The sequence below is a fragment of the Paraburkholderia strydomiana genome, assembly GCF_031456815.1.
GTDB lineage: Bacteria > Pseudomonadota > Gammaproteobacteria > Burkholderiales > Burkholderiaceae > Paraburkholderia > Paraburkholderia caledonica.
In genome coordinates, this window is record NZ_JAVDVL010000025.1 from 1 (window position 1) to 19710 (window position 19710).

Sequence of the window (19710 nt, forward strand, 5' to 3'; positions counted from 1 at the left end):
GCGTTGAAATATCGCTCGCCAAGAGCGTTCCGTCGCGCAATGGATTCAGCAACCTTAGTGTGACGCTGTGTCCGGGATTACAGGGTCAACTCCAGCGTATTTGGTTTCACTTCCAAAATCCCAGCGCTCTAAGTTGGCCGGATTGAGTGGGGTGGCGGACGGATGCGGTGCGGGCGAAACAGAGTATGAGGTCGTGACTACTCCACCAGGCGGAAAAATCAGGCTCATAAGTGATATGGATGCGATGGTTTGCGAAGCCAGAAAGATTGATCCGTGGGATTACAGTCGATGTCAAGGTTGGACTGCGATATTGTCCAAGACAATGGGCCTTGTTGGAACTTACCGTTATGTTGTTACTTGGGCGAACGGTCAAAGTGCTCGCGACAGATTCACCGTTGAGCAGCAGCGGGACCGAAAGCTTTGCATACCGTCGTCGTGCGGCTAGTTCAACGCGCATGAGCTCTTCCTGAAAAACTCCTGGGGAGGCCACGAATGCCATCTCGTCCGCGTACCGGGTTGGACGATTTCTTTGGCGTCCTGCGGGACGTCCACAAGATCGCGTTGGTGGCCGCTGGCGGGCTCATCCTGTTGCCGCTACTCGCCGGACTGGGCGGCTACGTACCACCGTGGCCGGCCGGCATAGTCGGGATTACATCCTTAGTTGAGATTGTTGTCCTTATCACAGTCTTCCAATTTATGGCGCGAGCGTCGCGAGCGAAAGCCTCTTGGGTCATTCTCGGCGCAGCCATCCTCGTGCTCACCCTAAGCGCCATCTACCTTCTTACGAGCGCTATATTTGTCTACGCAATACCGAACAATACAACCCGAGTTGTACTTGGGTGTGGGCTTTCTGAGAAGACAAGACTAATACTCCTCGCCAGCTACGGTCGTCTACCGACTGACGTTTGCCCCGGCGATTTTGCATTAATGCTCGCCTCGGCGCAGTATGAAACAGACATCGTTTGGTCCAAGCTATCCGTTAGCCTCATTAAAGGCGCGCTGGCATTATCGTGGCTCGGTGCCTTCGGGGCGTTAGCAGCGCTTTTCGGAGTTTTTGTCTCATTTCAACGCCGTCAGCGGCCTTTGCCAGCGACGCGTAGAACGTAACCACTTAGTGAGGGCGCTCCGGGGCATGTTTCGGCAGAATCGGCACGTCGTAGCTGCAGGACGGCATGGAGTTTTCGAACGTCGCATTTTGTGGCGGAAGCGGACGATTCTGTCCGTTCTCTGAGTGGCCGAAATTGGCCGGTTGTGTGAGCTCGCCAGCGGCCGCTTATGGGAGCCCCAGTTCGCGAAACCGCGATTCGACTGGCTGGCCGCTTTGAAGAGGGTCGTTTGACCGTAGTGGGTCGTACTGGGCCTTTCGAGCCGCTCCACACCGGCCATTCAAAGTCGCGAGCCCCAGCAGATGTTGGCGAAAACACGACTGGCGTGATAGCTCTTCTTATCGCAACAGCGGCGTTTTCAGCCCGAACCGGCTTCAGGCGATTTGCGCCGTCGCTTCGCTGACCTCTCCGCCGCTACGAGCGATTACTTCCTGCCAGATCCATAGCATGGCGCGCAACCTGGTATTCGCGACGCGAATTGACGCTTTTCTTACGATTCAACGGGATATAAAAGTGTCAACCTGCGCGCGCGATGCCGCGTCAGTGCCAGACCGGGGCGTTGACGTTTTTATTACGGTCTACGGCATCGCCACCAGAAATTAGCAACGCCGCCATAAGGGGAGTTCAAGGGCCCGGCGCAAGTAGCCGCATCAGATCGTCGCGCAGGTCAGATATGTCCAGCAGGTGTTGAGCGCGCGTAATGGCGACATACAGCAGCCGTAGCTCGTCTTCGTCTACCGCCAGTCGGCCGTCGACATACTTGAACAGAAAATCGTTGACCACCTTGACGCGTTTCCACTCAAGCCCCTTTGCTCTATGCACCGTCGAGATTACGTAATCACTGTTCGACTCTGACGCCACCCGCTGCGATAGCGCGCGCAGGTAGTCCGTACCGAGCTCGTCGACGATACGCACAATAGGCAAGAGGTCGGCTCCGACTGCACTTCTCGCAAAAGACTGCACGTCCTTCCACGTCTCGAAGAGTGAGAACGCCGCTGGTTTATAGGCGCGGCGACCGGCGAGCAATGCATCCGCGCCGTCGGCGTAAGCGACGATCTCACCCGGACTCATACGGATAGATGGCTTGTGCCCCGATTCGACGCCGGCGGCCAGATGCCAGATGGCGGACACATTCTTGCGGCAGAGAATCGCATCGACCGGAGGAGACAGCGAAGGATCATCGACGCCTATGGAGCCGATCGCGTCCTGCCCGCGAACCGGAACACTCTCTCCGAGCAAGGCGAGCAGCCGACTGGCCAGTCTGGCGATAGCAGGACCAAAGCGGAACGACTCGGTCAACGCATACTCAGGTGCGCTGATCTGGGCCATCGCGTTTACTGCTCCACGCCATTCGTAGATCTGCTGATACGGATCGCCGACGAAAATTGTCTGGGCGTGTGTCTGTTGGTTGAGGAGCCACAACATCACGCCGTCGCTGTCCTGCGCCTCATCAAACAGGATGAAGTCTGAATCTATGCGCGGACTGCGCTGTGCCCACACTTTCAGGTAGACGTCCGGAATAATGGCGCTGCGACCTCTCACGTGCCGGCTCTCATCCCATAGCCGGGCAACGTATGGGTGCAGGGCGCTTCGCAGCCAGTCGGCGGCTCGCAGATCAATTTTCTCGTCGACGGGAACGTGAACGGGGGCGGGCACTGCATCGGCCGAGCGACAAAAGCGCCCCAAGCCGTCCACAACCATGCGGCCGAGTTCGAACAGCGTGAGCTCAACCGGCTTCCCCGTGGCAAGAGGCACCTCTAGCGGGGCAAGTCCGAATCGCGCAGCGAGTTCGTGCGGCGGCTCTGCCGGGTAGCCTACCCTTGCCGCCAGATCGGGCGAAACGGATCTGTAAGCAAGAGAGTGGATCGTCCCAGACGAAACGTTCGCGGGGAAACTGCGGCGTGCCTGTTCGGCAATCTCACGATTGAAGGCTAGATACATGCCGCGCCGTTGGGAAAGACGGTCCGCAACGAGGCGAAGAGTTGCCGTCTTGCCGGCGCCAGCATAGGCCTTTATCTTCAGCTTGCCGCCCGACGGAACGGCGTCAATGATCCTCTGCTGCTCTGACGTCGGGCTTAGAAAGCGAGCCATTTGAATTTAGCGCTCCGTCGCACTGGCTCCAGGAAGCCCTGTTCGTGGTTTCGGGGGCTGCGGATTTGTTTCGTTGGACTGGCAGAAGCAGTGGCCAGCATTATCGCTCGCTGTCGCGCGAAGCCTTGGTCAGTCGGCATCCGGCAGCATCCCCCGAATCCCAAGGGCTCGCACACCCGGTGCGGTCCTGGCGGCTCGTTGGGGCGTAGCCTTCGCCGACCTCGCGATACCGACGACCCGGACGTCAAAGCCAATCTCACCAGCTGCGCGCACGGCGGCGTCGAGCGTCTTGAACTTGCGCACCTTGTGAACATCAAGCTCACGCGCGGTGCGCAGTTGCACATAGGTCTGTCGACCGTGACGACCAACCACAACCAGCGTCAGCACCCACAGATCATCGCCCGTGTTCGTCGCAAAAAAGTCATCGACAATTCCGGCACGAAAGAAAGACTTGGCTTGAGCCGGCGTCCAGGTCTCGAATTCCTGCTCAAACAGTTCGCCAGATGTCGTCATCCACTTGTTCTCCGTCGTCGCCCCAAGTGTACCAGGACGTTTCCAGAAAATGTCATGACGGAAACCGAAACGGCTACCACGCACAGTAACGGCTTTCGCACGCGAAACGCATGGATCGCTGAAAGCACAACGCTAAAGAAGTTTCGCATTTTGCCGACAACCGGAAAGTGCGATGGGTTCGCACACCGTGGCAGGTACCGGCATTGAGAAGCGTCAGGGTAACGTGACATGAATCGAGCAGGGATGATAGGGCGGGGCGTTGCCCCAACGCGGGTGATCGGCGATAAGATCCGGCACCGACGCGAAGCGTTGGGTTTGACCCGCAAGGCGGTCGCCGAGGCGAGCGGCATCCACTTTTCGTCGATCACCCGCTGGGAAGTCAGAGGCGTGCCCAACACCTTTGGCCCGCATGACGCACGGCAGCTTGGGACAGTGCTTGGCGTCTCAGCGGACTGGATACTGGATGCACAAACGCCGAACAATGTGGCGACGGAGGAGATCGACTCGGACGGTACGCTTCGGTCGGATCTTCTGGCGGCCGGCAAGCGCGCGCGTATGCGCCGGGAGCAGTTAGGTATTGCGCGACATCGCCTTGCCCTGCGGCTGCAGGTTCGTGATGGAGCTTTGCGGCAATGGGAAAACGCGGGGATTCCGCATTCTTTGAGCGCTGAACAGGCCGAAGCATGGGAGAAAGCCCTGGCGGTCGAATCGGGCTGGCTTCTGGGCAAGACGGCGGCTCCGGCGACGCCTGCGGAGTCCGCCGCGGCCGGACAAGCACAGCCAACCCGCACAGCCGCCGAGATTATCATCGCCGTTGGGCGCGTACTGGCGGCAGGAAGTACCTCAAGGACGGTAGAGCGCAACGCGGAGCTTTTCGCCATGCGCTACGGCATCAACGCGCAGGGCCGGACTCTTGCGTCGGTCGCCACTCAGCATGGCATCACCGAGAGCCGCGCATGCCAGATCCTCAAGCTGATGCGGACAAGAGCCCCTGCTTTGCCGCGCGAATTTCTGGCCGTTTTCCAATTGATTGACGCAACGGCGAAGCAACACTTGCCGTGCACACCGGCGCGCCTCGAAGCAGTCCTGCGCCCGCTTCTGGGCGAGGGCCCCAGCATTGAGGACGCCTGGCGCTTCGCGCGAGACCTTCTCGCTACGCACCTTCTCTCGCTCGAAGCATATCTGTTCAATCCGCCTGCCCGTTGGGGCGCCGCGGATGAGCGCGTCAAGGCGGTACACGAGATGGCGCTGGCGATGATCAGTGCCGTTGGTGCGGCTCACGTGGGCGTGCTGATGGGCTATGCCATTGAACTTGGCTGGGAGCTTGATGCCGTCAGATCGATTCGCGAGGTCGTGCAGACCGTTCACGGCTTCGAATGGCTCGATCGACCGGCAAGGGCGGGGCAGGAGTGGTTCTGGTACGGTGAGTCAGCGCGACAAAACCCGATCATCCTGGCGCTTCGGCGAGTCTTCTCAATTACCGACTCGGTTATTTCGCCCGACATCGCGCTAGGGGCAGTGGAGCGCCTGAGGGAGCTACGACTCAGCCGCGAAGAACGTTGCTCCACTCAATATCCGGTTCCACCCGCCTTTGTCACGATGGCTGTCCTGTCCCGCCTCAAGTTCATCGCGGGTGCGCATGGGCGCTATCGGCCGGCAATTCGCCTCGATCCTGAGCGGGAGCTTACCGAGCAGGAGCACCGGCTATTGATGGTGTTCCGGCGGCACGGTCCGATCGTGACGTGGAACGTGCTCGCATCGGAGCTGGTGCATACGGGCCAGATGAGTGATTTGACACTCCGGGCGCTCGTCTCGCGCTCGCCGATCCTCTGCACCCAGTCGCCGGGGTCCTGGATGTTGCGGGGCGCACGGGTGACGAGTGCAGAACAGCTTGAAGAGGTATTAACTGATCGGCAGAAACGGGCCTAATCTGCGCTACCTAAGGTCGGTGAGCGTTTCGCGTGCTGATCCGATCCCACAGCAACGCGTCCCCATCAATGCTCCACCTGCCAGCGCAGCACCGGATGCGTGGCGCCAGCCGGCATCGCCCACGCGCCGTCGCTGCCGAAGTTCCAGCCCACGAAGCTCCTGGGGTCACTCATCTGCGCAGTGGTGAGTCCGTTCAAAGCGGGCAGATTGCCGCCGCTTTCCGCCTGTCCTGTCGTTTCCTTATTCCAGTAGACGTCGCTGCCGAGCACTGTGCAACGCACACAGATTCCGCCTTCATTCAATGGATTAAATGCCAGAACTCTCCCCGCTGCGAATGACTGCGAGATTGTGCCCACGTTGTGGTCGGCGAGACCTGCCGCTGAGCTACGCGACGCGATCGCCTGGACCATGCCAGTCGCGTACGACTGCGTGATGGTTCCGTAATTGTCGGAGACGAGTCCACCACCGCCGCTGTCTGGATAGACCGTGGCACTGCTGCCCGAACGTGCGATTGTTCCAAAGTTACTGCCCACAAGACCGCCTACCGACGCCGACGTGTCGTTGCTACGTGGACCGATGACGCCGGAGGAGAAGGCGTTGACGACCGTGCCGTGATTGGTCATGGCCAGAATGCCTTCAGATTGACCTGACGGCACCTGATTCCCGGCCGACGCGTCGAGCAGATTGACGTCCCGCACTACCGCGTTTGCGGCAATATCACTGATGAATGAGATGTCAGGATTGAGATGCGACACGCTATGCCACATGCCGTCGAACTGACCGGTGAACGAGGTTTTGCTCGCGAAGCCGAGCGTCTTGAACGCGTAACCCGTCGCGTCGATGTCCTGGCCGAGCGCGTAGGTGCCGCTCATATCGCTCTCGCGCGATGCACGGCGCGATCCGGCTGTTGATCGTAATCTGCACGAGGGACGCGACGTCGAAACGGCATATGACGAGCTCCTGCGTGAATTGCATCGGGCGCCAGCGCTCCCCAAACCACCTATCGGAGCGAATCCCTATGCCCTCTCTCCCTCCGGAGCGGAGATCCACGTCGCATCCGCACCCGCGGTGCCCGTCGGAACGGAAAGGACAACCGAGGACCGCGCCCTCACCGAGGTGTTTGACCGTGCGTCGAAAATCATTCTTGCCGACGATCGGCTGCAATGGCGCCAAGCTGTAGCAGCCGCGCGAAAGAATACTGTTACGCGGCTGCAGGAATGGCGCGCGAACAATTCCGGCGTGCCGCCTAACGGCCTGAAGCTCCTGGCCGACGAAACGATGGAGGGCGTCGGCTGCTTCTCTGATGTGTTCGCTCTGATGCTCGCAGCAGTCGGCTCCGGCGAGGAAGCGTTTGCTAATCAAAGTGGCCTGCTAGAGGAGATACTGCAACCGCAAGGCTGGGATCGGGGCGGCTATGTAATTCGCACCGATCTGCCTCGCGCAGCGTCCTTTGTATATCAGGCACTGCACGGCGCGATGGCACTACACGTCAGCAGGATAAAGATAGCGGTCGAATTGGTTCGCAAGGAGCATCGGCTTCCCAACGCAAACACCCATGCTCCGCTATGGAAGCAACATGACGTTATGGGCTGGCCTGAGAGCCTCGGCCGCAACACTGTACAAGCGTGGGCGGTGCTAGTCGACATAGTCAAATATATGCCGTGGATTGGCGACGTTTTCGGTAGCGCAGAAGACTGGAAAACGGCGGTTGCAGCCTACTACATTGTGCTTAATGTCAACGAATTCGCCGATCTGATGGCGCGCCATCCGTCGGCATTGGCCGGTGACCCAAACCAAGTTTCGCTCGATATACCGCTTGCGTTCGCTACCCTACCCGATCACATTACCCGTCGGGCGATCAATCTCGTGACAGAAGACAAGCTGGCATTTGAGTGGATTATCACCTCTCAGGGCGCCACGATGGCAGATGCACGCAAGCATTGGCCTGCGTGGGTCAGTATCTGCAACGCATGGCTGTCACAGGTATATAGGTTCTCTTTCGGAGGGAGTCCGCATGCGCGGATAATCTAATGCAACAGGCGCAATGGCTCGGCCCGCTACTTGAGCCGCACCCGGGGGCGAAATACAAGGAATGCCGGTATCCGCCTTGGCCGTCGCCGCGGCGGACCATCCATACCTCGAACCATTCGAACGTCCCATCTACTCAAATAGCGGTCGCGAACCCTCGCTCGAACGTCGTTCGAAATGCGTTGAACAAGGCCTCAATCGCTCCAGTCCCTTCCCCTTCGAGCTGTAGCATACGGTGTCCCCCTCCCAGCATCTGGTTAAGCAACAGCGGATAGGCTTCCCCTGGTGCCAACGCCTCCATAATTAGCGGCCGGATTGCTGGTGAGACGAGAGCCGCCATGTCCCGTGCGAGAAGTGCGGCTCCAGCGACATCCGGATCGAATCCGTGGGCTTCGAGAAGATCCAGTGCGTCGCCGTCGTAGAGGCGATCGTAGTTACCAGCGTCTGCATATCTCGACATCAGGAACCGCAGATCTGTCGCGTCCCTCACATGCGCGGTGTGCCTGTCTCGCCACGCGAGGATCTTGAGCATCGCGAGAGCCGGAAGGGGCGCAACGAGGACAACGACGTCCTCTGCCAGCTCAACCTCGATGGCCGCTTCCAGCGCTTCGCCAAAACCTGCGACGTTCATCCGGAATGCGCCACCTGGCCATTCGATCTCGCGGCCGCCCTCACGCTCGAGTCCCCCAAAGGGAACGATATCAAGCCACATCCTCTCGCCTGAGTCGGGCGCGGTGTAGTAGAGCCGCTGAGCTTCTCCACTGGGCTCGAACCTTCCCGTCCCTATGAGCGCGTCGCGCAGTTCCCTGTCGCCTTGCCAGCTTTCAATGCACACACCAATGTCGACGTCGGCGGTCGCCCGCGACTGCTCGATGCCAAAACGGTGTGTGGTGAGGATATCGCGGGCCGTCGCCCCGCCCACAAACCATGCTGCGCGGACTTGATTCGCCGCGATCAAGACGTCACGCAGGACGGCTATGGACATCTCGGGGAAGGGATGGGCCTCGTGCAGCTTAATTGCCATGTTGGATGTACCGGTCACGAATCAGCTGCGCGGTTTCGAGGTTGCGCGAGTCACCGCTCGCGACGAGATCGGCGTACACGAGCACGGGATAGACGACGTTGTCGACCAACCCCGGGGTTCGGTTCAACTCGAAGGGCGCCTTGAGAAATTCAACGTTTCCCGTAGGGTCCGGCCGCAGCCGACCGCGGCTGATCAGCTGGGTAGGGATACCGTTGGTGCAGTAAACCGTCACGACCGCCGGCTTCAGATAATTCGTCATGAGCGCAGCGGCCGACTCACCACCCAACATCCACTCGCCGTTCGGCGCCAGCATGTCGGTCCACCAGTTCGGCTCCGTCGCGCGGTATCGTCCGAGCTTCAGTGATTCCCTTAGGAGCGAGGGATACAGGGTGACCCACTCATCGAGCAACCGGTCGAACTGGGTGAAAGCCAGTCCGTCCCTGCGCTCGGTCAGGTCCTTACGCTGCAGTAGCGTTTGCACGGTGGTGTGTGCGGTGCCGGTGCTCACACCGGCGAACATTGCGATCGTGCGTCTGCTTTCGTGGAGTAGCGCTGGCCTAACGAGCAGCGCGAGGATGACCTGAAGCGATCGCTTCGACCAGAGGCTGGGCCGACGGAGCTCTTTGACGCGCGGACGACCGGAAATCAGGACTAGAGTGTTACCGTCTTTCACGAACGCGTTGCCAGCCTCGTCGATCGCGTTCACGCCGAGGCTGCGGCAGGCCTCGACAAGGGCAGGTGAAAGATACGATGTCACGAGAAGGACATGCCGGGCGTCGTGCAGGCCGCTGGTGGCAGTTAGAGCGGAGAGCCGCTCCTGGCGGTCGATTGAGGGTACTACGACGGCCAGGCGGCGCAGCGGTGGGTCCAGGTGGAACTCGACTGCGCTGTCGTAGCCGGTACCAGGCGGCGTTGGCATGACCGACGTCGCAACGCCCGCGCTGACGCTGAATGCCTGCGTCGCGGACGCGACGAGGGGATCGGGGGCGACAACTGATGCGTGCATCTGCGACTCCGTTCAATTTTTTCTAGTGTACACGATGCGTGAACGGTAGTAAATATTGAACGGCACCAGCATGGGGTCCGCATCGGCTGCCGGTTCACGGCACCTGAACGCGACGTAAAAATAAATGCGTGAGTGTCAGCCCCGTGACTCCCTCCACTGCATCCTTGAATGCGAATGCGCCTTCCTCCGCGCAATACCCGTCGGGCGCCTGCGGGCCACGACGGCGCAGTTAGAAGCCCGACCCGGTGTAGCTGTAGCCAGAAGGTGGTATCAACAGCGTGCCCGGAAGATTCACTTGTGAAACGCCAGGCGAAATGTCGAGGTGGTTATAAGCGATGATGTCCCGGTAGTTGAAGCCATGCTCGACAGCAATCGAAAACACCGTGTCGCCCGGCCTGACGTGGTATGTCGATGGCAATTTGGCTTTGGCCTTGTCCACGATGGGTCCGGTCCCGCCGAGCTTCGCAGCGATAGCGTACTGCTGGTCGGCCAGATCGGACTGGCCTTGCCTAGAAAGCAGTTCCCCGTAATAGAAGTGACCTTTTGCATCGTTAGGTGCGACAGATAATCCAGTCTCAAAGAGGATTTTGGAGTTGTCGAGATCTCCTCTTTGCATGGCGTCGAATGCTTGGCGGAATAGTTCGTTAGAGTCCCTGATCATTTCCGCTGGCGGCGTACTAACTCCTGCTCTGGCACTGGGCACGGAATGCGTCGCTTGTGCAGAACACGTTAGGCAGAACCCGAGAAGCAATCCGAGCCCCATCGTAAGTCGAGTTGTGGTGCTGCAGATGGACTGTCGCAAGCGGCACCTCATTTTGCTGCGCTCTCGATGACGCTTGCATCGAACCGTGGCGAAGTTCCATCCTTGAACGCTGCACATGGCCCGACCATTTTCCATTTCCCACTATCGTGCCCGCCGACCTCAGATCCGGTAGGTTCGCACCGATAAAAGCGAGTGCCGTAGCACACATGGGCACCTAGGGCGTAGCTGTTTGTCCCCCCGCCGTCTCGCCTGAGGAAGGCTTTGGTAAAAAAATGGCAGCTTTCGCCTTCGTGATTCGCCGCAGGATCTGCCGGAGTGAATTTCGGCTCGTCCCAAGGGTTTGCCTCGGCTGCTGTCAGATTGTCTCCTTTCGACGAACTTCCGGGCGTCGTAACTGGACGAGCCTTCACCTCCGGTTTCAGGTCATTGCAAGCCTCTAATGCGGAGACGCTCTTGCGCGTCAGTTCGAGCGTCTCGTTACATGCATTGCTGTTTAAAAAATCACTGCAAGGACGTGCCTCCGTCTGTGCTAGCGCCCCGCGCATGGCAGTGAGCGCCGCGGCCACGTTTCCGTGAGCCGCAATGAATGCCTTGATATTCATCGAGCTGCCGGACGGAAGCGCAACAACGTCGACGCACGCGCCTCCTCCGGCGACCGTGCTCGACAAGACACTTAGCGAAAGCGCAAGCGCACCGCCCCGCGATAATCCGGGGAGGGCGATTGGCCATCGAGCCTGCATCCAGTCCATCGAAGCACCATCCATCGCGTCACATCGCAGCTGGCTATCAGCAAATCGCAGGCTCATGACAACCCGACATCGAATCCGCGGGACCCCACGGACACGGAGGAAGCGGCTGCATAACCAAATCGGTGCACGTCCCGCTGACGCGATTTCCGATACCGAAGCCAATGGCAATAGCGCAAAGACGCTTTTTTCACCGCAAACTCCCGGCGCACCGCCTATAAGAACTTGTTGACCGTCTTAGCGTAGGCCGTTCATTTTGCCGATGCAAGCCGATCGCAGGAAATGGCCGTGATAGGCGGTAACCCGCTCGGCTTTGTCAATTACTGCCTAAGCCATAGAACGCATTCGCGATCCAGCGACGCTCGCGCAACTGAACTTGTTACCACTGTTGCCCGTTGAAAATTTCCCGGAAAGCCTATCGCCCAATGGCGAGAGGCCTCGACACAAGTGGACTAGTACCATCGACCATGACCCCGCCTTGAACTTGCTACCGGCGATGGCTACGACCGCTTGTGTGAACAGCTTCAGGTCACGGCATATCATCGCGAAGCGACGGCACACGTTGCGAATGCCTTCGCCATTGCTCCGCCTGGACTCGGCAATCGTCTTGAAGTCCGGCGCAAGCCGGCCGGTCAACCACATCAATTCAACATTGCGCTGCCACTCCCGCTCCAGGCGTCGGCTAGACTGCACGCGATTGAGATAGCCGTAGATATAGATCTTTAGCAGTACAAACGGTTCTTCCAAATTTCTCTTAGATAATCCTAAGTAGCTAGCGACTACATTAGTAGAGTCCAAAAACAAGATTTAGGTTGGTTTTCTTAAAAGGACAACTGTATGTGCATTCAGCCAGGACTCACGAAATTTATTCGCACAACGAAACGTCGTACGAAGGGGCCGGGAAAAGCAGCCCGCGACGGGATTGGTACATGTGACAATGGTTCTTCGGCCAGGCACCAAGCCTCGTTTCGTCGTAGCAGGCGGCGCACGCGACCATGATGGATTGAGCGTCGAACATCTTGCCCATTACGCCGCCCGTCGAGTTTGTCGCTACGATCAGGGATGGGGTTCAGCGTCGTTAGCAGTACGGGCAGACGAGAGCTGATCAGGAACGCCAGGCGGTGCTGGTCGGCGAAGCTGTCATGCGCCGTTTTCGTCGTGGCGAGTGGACGAAGCCGATTTCCGGCAGATGATGGACGCGGCTAAACCGTAGCGTCGTCGGCAGTTTTTGCACCGCAGGCAAGAAATTCGAGCTCTAAGATCGACCCACACACCGTTCGCATTCCTCAGTTAAGAGTAGGACGACCCATGAAAACCTCGTGAGAAGGCACGGGCGTTTTTGTCGCAGCAATGCTTTTGCCGAGCGCCATGACGACGGCATGGACTATGTGCCGACCAACAGGTGGGTGCTGTTCGGCCATCATTTTGCCGCCATCGCCGGCGCGGGCCCGCTGGTCTGTCCGGTGCTGGCAGCGCAGATGGGCTACCTGGTGCCGTCTCACGCTCGCTCACTTCAAGTACTCGTCGTTGACGACAACGAGAATGCCGCCGACGCACTAACGATTTACCTCTGATTTAGCTTCACCGGAGGAATCGTGGACGCCGTCTCCATCCGCGCCAGTCCCGCAGTCAGTTCACGCGGTTGCGCGTCCCTGCGGCGCTTCGCGGTCCGGCGGGATGTCGCCGGGGGAAGGCTCGGATGGCGTCTCTTCGTCGAGAATATCCTCGTCCGGGTCCGTACCGGGAACATCACTCTCCTCGGCATTCTGGTGCGTCGATCTGTCGTCGGGGTCAATGCGACTCACGCTTCCGGCCGACGATGCGTCATCTGCCGCAAACGTGTCTTCGACTACATGGCCGACACTTCTTCCGGGTTTGTCTTCAGTAGTGAATTGCTCTGTCGGTCGATTTGCCATGATGAACTCCAATAGGGGTGTGTGCATGTTCAGCAAGCTACGTTCCGCACTGTGCAACCCTTTTGCACTGCGGTGGTTAACCCGGGACGCACCGAGACGAAGTGCGATGTGAGCTCCCGGGAGCGGCGGACCAACTATCGTAGGGCAGACATAACAGAGGACGAGGCTTACGGTGGGAGCGCCATAAGGGCTCCGGGGAGTGCAGCGTCAACCTGATTTAGCCACCGGTCGGACGAGTTCACTGTTGTTTGCATCGGTAAAACAGTGGAGGAATGCTGACCAAGCGGACACGCACCCACACCACTCGTCCTGACGCCACGAGCGGCGCGCCGGTCGCGAGGTCCGGCCTGGGCACTCTCGCATCTACCCAGCGGGCCCGAAAGCGTCGCATTGCGGCGTCATCGGGCGTCGCTCGATGCATGTCGCAAGCGCTCTACCCACCGGCGTGCTCCGGCGGGGTAACGTTTCGTCCGCGCGATTTCCCACTCGCAAATCCCGCAACCTCGCCTGTCGCCTTTGCTTCACGAACAAAGCGCTTTTCCTATACTGATTGTGTCGCAACTGGTTAACGCGACGTCGGTCGCATATTCGGAGGAATGCATCATGAACAAGGACCAGGTCAAAGGTGTTGCTCAAAAGATGAGGGGCAAGGTTAACGAGGCAATGGGCAAGGTCATGGGCAGACCGTCCCGGGAACTGAAAAGTGATGTGGAGCAGGCCGCGGGAGCAGCCAGGAAGAACGTTGGTGACGCCAGGGAAGCGGCGAAGGACCGGACGAAGCGTCACCATTAACGGCGCGCCTTCGAGGCTCCGCTAAAGGCATTGCGCCGCAGCGTCGAAGGTGTGTCAGGCGGCCGACTCGCAGCCGCCGTCCTTTTCAAGGGGGACATTTCGTCGTCTGACGTGCTATCGCCAAGGCTGGGCCGGGGTGCGCCGGTGGGCTTGAATCCGGCATCGATTGCACGACGTGCAGCGGTCAACTCGTCGTCTTTGGTTCGGGCCAGGGCCAACCCTTCCGCTCCCCGGGCGAATTCCGCGTCGCGAACGGCGCAACGCCGACTGGAGTCACTTCTTCCGCCATATTGTGCCCTCGTTTGTCCGCGACAGTCTGGCGACATCTCGCAGAAGCAGATGAAGCCGAAGATACAGAAAAAGGGAGGAATGGAGGTACCGGCTTCCGACAGTGGTGTCATGAAGAAGGCTTACTGACAGCGATGCTGATGCAGAAGCAATTAAGTGAATTCGTCGCGAGACCCGTCATGGAGGTGCCTGCACTGCTCGACAGAACCGGACTGCTTGTTGCATGGCGCCGGGTGATAACAGCGGTGGCATCGGGCGGGACGCAGGTGTGCGAGCTCGACGGGTACGGAAAAGTGGTGACAAATCCACTGCCATCGCCGCGACGGCAGATTGTGCTCACCGATGCCTACTGCCAGGTGTCCGAGCAGTTGGGCCATCTCGCTGCGTTGTCGATAGCTGTCGTCACGCCGTCATTCGGCATATGCGTTCCGGACGTCGTCTGGATGCCATGTGAGAAATGGGAAGGTCTCGACCGTGACGAGCCCTTGCCGATAGTCACCGACCTCTGTATTGAAGTGCTTCTTGACAGAGTCACAGTGAACGACGTTGACCGGCGCGTGGGGGCCTACCTGGAAGGCGGTGCCAGCGAAATCATCGTCGTCGGCCGGCACGGACAGACTTCTTTCCACGGGGCAGAGGGCAGGCGACAAGCTTCGGTGTTTGGGGTAGTGCTATCGCTCGACCCTCTTTACTTTGACGAGCCCGTTGTACGTGCGGTGCAGCCAGGAGGCCGTCGCTAGAAGGTCCTTCCCGGCGCAATTGGCCATTTCGAATCCAGCACCTAAGTGCTCACAGCGCGCGCCGCAATGATTGTCCGTCAGTCGACTCGTCGGTCTGTCGTGGCAAGCACAGGCACGGTGTTGCGGGGCGCTCATTTCTGGACTCAGTACGCGCGGTCTTCATCGCTTCGACGCCGGCAGCTTGCGGGGCAGTCGTCGGAAACTCTCTTGGTGATGGTCCGGCCGCTCGCCGCAGTACAGGACGCGTCGCCAGCACTATTGCGGCTGGCGCCTAAACCGTCTGCCGACGGCCTGACCGTCGATATTTTGAAGCGACGAGGACCCTCATGCGGGGAGCTCCTGGCGGTTGCCCTGCAACCTACCCCCGTTTTGCTGTCACGGCATGCGCGGCTCTCGCGCAGGTCACGTGCCGAAGTTGCGACTGGAGGTCAGCGGAAGCAAGCGTTCGCCTAAGCACATTAGGTAGCGTTTCTGCCCGGTAAAGTTAAGTCGCAATTCGTCAACGCGATTATCGGACTATAGGGGCGGGCGTAATTCGCAACTCGGTTCCGGCCTATGCATGGTTGGTGAAGACGTCCGAGAGGTCGGACACCACAGAGACTCTGCGGTGTCGCCTCGTGGCATTTGTTCCAGTAGGAAGTAGCGTGCGGGTCGCGCGACAACCCTTCGCCAACGCCTCCCACGAACTGGCAGAAAGCAAACATGAAAACCATTCTTGTGATAGATGACGAACGGAGCATCGTGACCGCGTGGAAACGCATCCTCCAAGTCGAAGGCTATCGGGTGGCGACTGCTAGCAATGGTCTCGAGGGACTTGTCGCAGCCAAACAGGTAAAGCCCGACCTGATCATCACAGACCGTTCGATGCCGATAATGGATGGCGTTGAGTTCTGCCGCCACCTGAAGCAAAAACGGAAGTTGTCGGGAATTCCTGTGATTCTTACCAGCGCTGACCATCGGCAGCCGGGAGTCAAAGTATGGGATGAGTTTTTGCCTAAGCCGGTGACCATCGAGGTTCTGCTAGCGTCGATACGACACTTTTTGAACCGTGATGATGCCCAGGCAGGAAGTCGCTGATTGCTGCGTGCACTGCCTGGACGACGCCGTCGACGAGGAGTGCGGTCAGCATCGTCAGACTCGTTGTTACCGTCCTCTTACTTCTCCAAAGCGCCATACGGCAGGCGATTGGACCTCCGCTGGCCGGTCGCAATGGACTGACATCCCACTTCTGATTCGTCTGTGCCAACTGTCCCCCGCCGCGATGAAGGGTTTCAAAGGGGCAGAGGAATAGTCTCAGTAGATACAAGACACTGGTCACGGTGAGTGCCCGCGGTTCATCTCGTCACTTCGATACAGGAACCCATGCTGTGAAGCGGGTGCCATCCTCTTTCGACGAACTGACCTCAATAGTGCCCCCATGTGCCTCGACAATCTCTTTGCAGATGAAGAGACCAAGTCCGAGTCCTCCACCCGGCGAACTCGTCGGCGGTCGCCAGTACGGCTCAAATACTTTTTGCAGCACCTCCGACGGAATCGGCTCGCCCCGGTTGGCCACGCTCATATGCAGATGGTTGTTATCAGTCGCCGCCCGGACAAAAACAGGTTCGCCCGCCGCGCCGTGAGTTAACGCGTTTCCCAGTAAATTTGATAGCAGTTGCTGCATGCGGTATGGGTCACAAGCAACAGGCCTCGTCACCGCAAAATCAGTGACTATATCGCACGATGGATTGCCGAGTCTTAGCTCATCAACCACTGCTCGCAGACGCTCGTCGAGGTCGACGACAGATTGAATCGAAACAGCCATTCCGGACCCCAGCCGCCCTCTGGCAAAATCCATTACGTCATCGATAAGGCGCGCCATCCGCGACACAGTGCGCTTTAGCCGGTTACCTGCATTCACCAGACTCGTGTCATCAGTGCGGCGAACCAGATATTCGGCCGTCGCATTAACGGCCGAAAGCGGATTGCGCAAGTCGTGTCCGAGCACGGCGATGAATTGTTCTCGCAAGGTGCCCGTCTCCCGCTCGGTCGCCAGTTGCGCCTCAGTCGATGACTGTCGCTGTTCGCTCTCAATCTGCATGGCTATCAACGTGGCGAAAACCTCGAACATCCTGACAACTCGCGGCTCCGAAACGCGCGCGGGCCTCGGGTCGATGGCACACAGGTTTCCGAAGTAGTCGCCACCTGGTGTGATGATGGGCACGGATATATAGCTGCCCAGTTTGTATATCTTCGACGTGTGATGGCCACGATAGACAGCGTCGGTGCTGAAATCATCGATGATGATTGGGGTCCGAGCGACTCGGGATTCACAACACAACGTGCTATGCAATTCGAGTTGCTGTCCGGCCTGCAACCCGAAGCCAATATTGTCCTGGACCGCGCAAGCGGTCCAGCTGAGGTCAGTTACCCGAGCGACAGCGGCGAAGCCCATGCCGGTTTCGTCGCAAATCATCTTAAGCATTGAAGGGACAGCGGCGATGCGCGATATCAACACTATGTCACGGGATATCGACTGGGACGACTCTTTTGAAGAGTCCGCACTAACCATGAGTCCTCCGGTCAGGTTGATACCTGCTGGCATTGATGTCAAAAGGTGCTGTAGGCCACATTATCCCTCGCCGATTAAATCCGGCGCAGAAATGCATTTGCAACGTGGGGACATAGCGACCGCGACCAGGGCGGGGTTGCGTACTGCGCCTCGGAGCAAAGGGATGGCTTCGTACCCGCTCACCAGTGCGAACGAATAAGTTGGGCAACGTAGTCGCGTCGCCAGGTCGTACAGGTCTGCCGCCTCATAATCCCACGGTTGTTCAGCGTGTAAGTCGCTCTGTTGGTCCGGGCCATGTTCGACGGGGCGAAGCACGAACGCGGTCTTTAGGCCGCATTGACGCGCCGCCGCCAAATCTCCGTTATGCGCCGCGACCATGCAAATCTCGGCGGGGCGAAACCCAAGAATCTCGGCAGTCTCAGCATAGACCTGGGGGCGATTGTTTGCAGGCTCTGACGACCTCCGCGCCGAGAATCTAGCACCGGCTTGCGCCCGTCCGAACCTGTCCGCGCTCCAGCGCTACGCAGCATTCATTTCGGCGCGGTGGCTTCGTACGAGGAGCAGCAGGGGCGGCCGAGATGCCGCCTTCAAGTTCATCGACGGTATCGCGCCCGCGCCGCTCGGCGGCAACGGCAACAACATTCGCACTCAGATCAACGTCTATGGGAATTTTGGTGGCCTTGAAGTTAGACGCGGGCAGGCTCGGACGACGCGTGAAGCCGGCCAGCACGGTCTCGCTTCCGTGCGCTCGGATTTGTATTCCGGGCGCATCATATTTCGTCCCGCTGACGTCTTAGGTGGACAGTGAAGGCTTCAGCATGACACGCGCGCGACCATGGCCATGCGGCACGGTGCTTACTTTCTTTCCAAACCCAAGGTCGCTTATGTTTAAGCGGCCCACCCGCCGAACAGCGCGCGTGGCCTATTACGTGGGCGTGGGCAGCCCGGCCCGCGCGTTTGGCCGGGACCGACCGCCGGCGCCAGTCGAAGACCCTGGTCGCGGCGGCCCGCGCGGAGTTGACATGTCGTCGTATCTGCGTTGTCAAATGGTGAAGAGTGGTGGTCTCGTCGGAGCTGCTTGGTGAAACTACCACGCATGATGGCAAGCGCGCTGCCCCCGTTGGCTCACGGTCTCTTGCCTTTGCGCGCATCAAACCTTCTCGACGGAGGCGCGATAGATCTCTTCGACGGCCGCCTCAAGCGCCGCGTTGAATTGATTGTCGCTCATCGGCTTTCTTAGTTCGTTGATCAACGCCCGCGAGAAGCTGGCAATCATCCCGTGATTGGATGCGAGCCGTTCGCACGCAGCTGATCGCGAATAGCCTCCCGACAACGCGACGACCCGCGCCACCCTCGGATGCTCGACCAACGGCAGATAAAAATCCGCGACTTCGGGCAGAGTCAGTTTGAGCATCACGCGACTGCTTGACGGCAATGCGTCAAGACCCTTGCTCAGTTCGGAGCGCAGTGTCGCCTCGGCGCTCGCCTTGTCGGGACACGTGATCAACACCTCGGTTTCGAGAATCGGCATTAGGCCGTGCGATTCGATCTGGGAGCCGAATTCGAATTGTTGCTTCACGATCGCCGCAATGCCGGTCGGCGAATTCTGGTGGATGACCGATCGCATTTTCGTGCCGAAGATGCCGAGCTTCGCCGCGCGCTTGAGCACCGCATCGAGACCAAGCACGGGCTTCATCAGTTGCACGCCGTCGGCTTCGGGATGCAGGCCTTTGTCGACCTTCAGAAATGGCACGACGCCGCGCTCTTCCCACAAGAATGCCGGCACCGGTTTGCCTCCGGCCTGTCCGTCTATGGTGGCTTCGAACAGGATCGCGCCGATTATCCTGTCGCCGGTAAAGGCGGGGGCGGTGATGATGCGCATCCGCATCTCATGTATAAGTTTAAACATGCCGACGTCGTCGCTGTACGCGCTGTCCGGAACCCCGTATAGCCGCAATGCGCCGGGCGTCGAGCCGCCGCTCTGGTCTAAGGCCGCGAAGAAGCCCTGTTTTTCACAAACCTGCGCCATCATCCTGTTATTAGCCATGACACTTCTCTCCTTTTCAATAGCCGGATAACGGCCCGGCGCTCCTCGTCCGGTCGGTCGAGGACCCGGATCCCGTTTTGCGCTGCGCGAATGGGCGTATGCGTGGCATGGGCACGACCTATCCGTAGCCAAACGAAGATCACGAAGCTGGCGCAAGCCTATCCGCCTTT

General features: G+C 59.2%; 15 protein-coding genes and 4 pseudogenes. 6 read left to right on the plus strand and 13 right to left on the minus strand.

Annotation, left to right across the window (positions count from 1 at the left end; all coding sequences use genetic code 11):
- Positions 1-1730 precede the first annotated feature (1730 nt).
- Together J2W46_RS33250 and J2W46_RS33255 are read right to left on the minus strand one after the other, a co-directional pair.
- The gene (locus J2W46_RS33250; protein WP_310360087.1) at positions 1731-3197 is read right to left on the minus strand and encodes a UvrD-helicase domain-containing protein; all 1467 of its coding nucleotides are present in this window, start codon (positions 3195-3197) and stop codon (positions 1731-1733) included.
- 129 nt (positions 3198-3326) lie between these two features.
- Positions 3327-3710, minus strand: coding sequence for a hypothetical protein (locus tag J2W46_RS33255; protein ID WP_310360090.1), 384 nt, complete (start codon positions 3708-3710; stop codon positions 3327-3329).
- A gap of 228 nt (positions 3711-3938) precedes the next feature.
- Here J2W46_RS33255 and J2W46_RS33260 point away from each other — a divergent pair, with 228 nt between their 5' ends.
- A complete protein-coding gene (locus J2W46_RS33260) occupies positions 3939-5639 on the plus strand; it encodes a helix-turn-helix transcriptional regulator (protein WP_310360093.1) in 1701 nt (566 codons plus the stop codon).
- A gap of 65 nt (positions 5640-5704) precedes the next feature.
- Here the strand turns inward: J2W46_RS33260 and J2W46_RS33265 are convergent, their stop codons facing one another.
- Complete coding sequence (locus J2W46_RS33265) at positions 5705-6511, minus strand: hypothetical protein (RefSeq protein WP_310360095.1); 807 nt, start codon at positions 6509-6511, stop codon at positions 5705-5707.
- On the opposite strand from J2W46_RS33265, the gene J2W46_RS33270 reads away from it, so the two are divergent.
- On the plus strand, positions 6501-7670 hold the full coding sequence (locus J2W46_RS33270; protein ID WP_310360097.1) for a hypothetical protein: 1170 nt from the start codon (positions 6501-6503) through the stop codon (positions 7668-7670). The genes J2W46_RS33265 and J2W46_RS33270 overlap by 11 nt on opposite strands.
- A 133-nt stretch (positions 7671-7803) precedes the next feature.
- Here the strand turns inward: J2W46_RS33270 and J2W46_RS33275 are convergent, their stop codons facing one another.
- The 6 genes and pseudogenes from J2W46_RS33275 to J2W46_RS34530 all read right to left on the minus strand — a co-directional run.
- Complete coding sequence (locus J2W46_RS33275; protein WP_310360098.1) at positions 7804-8691, minus strand: nucleotidyl transferase AbiEii/AbiGii toxin family protein; 888 nt, start codon at positions 8689-8691, stop codon at positions 7804-7806.
- Entirely contained in the window at positions 8681-9697 is a 1017-nt protein-coding gene (locus J2W46_RS33280; protein WP_310360101.1) for a type IV toxin-antitoxin system AbiEi family antitoxin, read from the minus strand. The genes J2W46_RS33275 and J2W46_RS33280 overlap by 11 nt, the downstream gene beginning before the upstream one ends.
- Before the next feature lie 229 nt (positions 9698-9926).
- Positions 9927-10313 (minus strand): LysM peptidoglycan-binding domain-containing protein, encoded by a 387-nt coding sequence (locus J2W46_RS33285; RefSeq protein WP_310360102.1) that lies wholly within the window; start codon positions 10311-10313, stop codon positions 9927-9929.
- Positions 10314-10507: 194 nt separating this feature from the next.
- The gene (locus J2W46_RS33290; protein ID WP_310360103.1) at positions 10508-11062 is read right to left on the minus strand and encodes a hypothetical protein; all 555 of its coding nucleotides are present in this window, start codon (positions 11060-11062) and stop codon (positions 10508-10510) included.
- Between the two features lie 618 nt (positions 11063-11680).
- A pseudogene (locus J2W46_RS33295) lies at positions 11681-11944 on the minus strand (transposase); the annotation flags it as partial.
- A 241-nt stretch (positions 11945-12185) separates the two neighbouring features.
- Positions 12186-12275: pseudogene (locus tag J2W46_RS34530) on the minus strand (L-lactate permease); the annotation flags it as partial.
- Between the two features lie 301 nt (positions 12276-12576).
- On the opposite strand from J2W46_RS34530, the pseudogene J2W46_RS33300 reads away from it, so the two are divergent.
- Positions 12577-12696: pseudogene (locus tag J2W46_RS33300) on the plus strand (carbon starvation CstA family protein); the annotation flags it as partial.
- 144 nt (positions 12697-12840) lie between these two features.
- On the opposite strand, the gene J2W46_RS33305 reads toward J2W46_RS33300, so the two are convergent.
- Positions 12841-13149 carry a hypothetical protein gene (locus tag J2W46_RS33305; protein ID WP_310360129.1) on the minus strand — a complete coding sequence of 103 codons (309 nt, stop codon included), beginning with the start codon at positions 13147-13149 and terminating at the stop codon, positions 12841-12843.
- A gap of 576 nt (positions 13150-13725) precedes the next feature.
- Between J2W46_RS33305 and J2W46_RS33310 the strand changes: the two genes are divergently transcribed.
- From J2W46_RS33310 to J2W46_RS33320, 3 genes are all read left to right on the plus strand, one after another.
- Entirely contained in the window at positions 13726-13914 is a 189-nt protein-coding gene (locus J2W46_RS33310) for a CsbD family protein (protein WP_310360105.1), read from the plus strand.
- A 302-nt stretch (positions 13915-14216) separates the two neighbouring features.
- Positions 14217-14942, plus strand: a complete 726-nt coding sequence (locus tag J2W46_RS33315; RefSeq protein WP_310360110.1) for a PDDEXK family nuclease — start codon at positions 14217-14219, stop codon at positions 14940-14942.
- Between the two features lie 702 nt (positions 14943-15644).
- Positions 15645-16019, plus strand: a complete 375-nt coding sequence (locus J2W46_RS33320; RefSeq protein WP_310360112.1) for a response regulator — start codon at positions 15645-15647, stop codon at positions 16017-16019.
- Between the two features lie 265 nt (positions 16020-16284).
- Here J2W46_RS33320 and J2W46_RS33325 read toward each other — a convergent pair whose 3' ends face one another.
- From J2W46_RS33325 to J2W46_RS33335, 3 genes and pseudogenes are all read right to left on the minus strand, one after another.
- Complete coding sequence (locus tag J2W46_RS33325) at positions 16285-17493, minus strand: GAF domain-containing sensor histidine kinase (protein ID WP_310360115.1); 1209 nt, start codon at positions 17491-17493, stop codon at positions 16285-16287.
- Positions 17494-17694: 201 nt separating this feature from the next.
- Positions 17695-17968: pseudogene (locus tag J2W46_RS33330) on the minus strand (HAD hydrolase-like protein); the annotation flags it as partial.
- A 675-nt stretch (positions 17969-18643) separates the two neighbouring features.
- Positions 18644-19540: a fructose bisphosphate aldolase gene (locus tag J2W46_RS33335; RefSeq protein WP_310360132.1), complete on the minus strand. Its 897-nt coding sequence runs from the start codon at positions 19538-19540 to the stop codon at positions 18644-18646.
- Between the last annotated feature and the right edge of the window lie 170 nt (positions 19541-19710).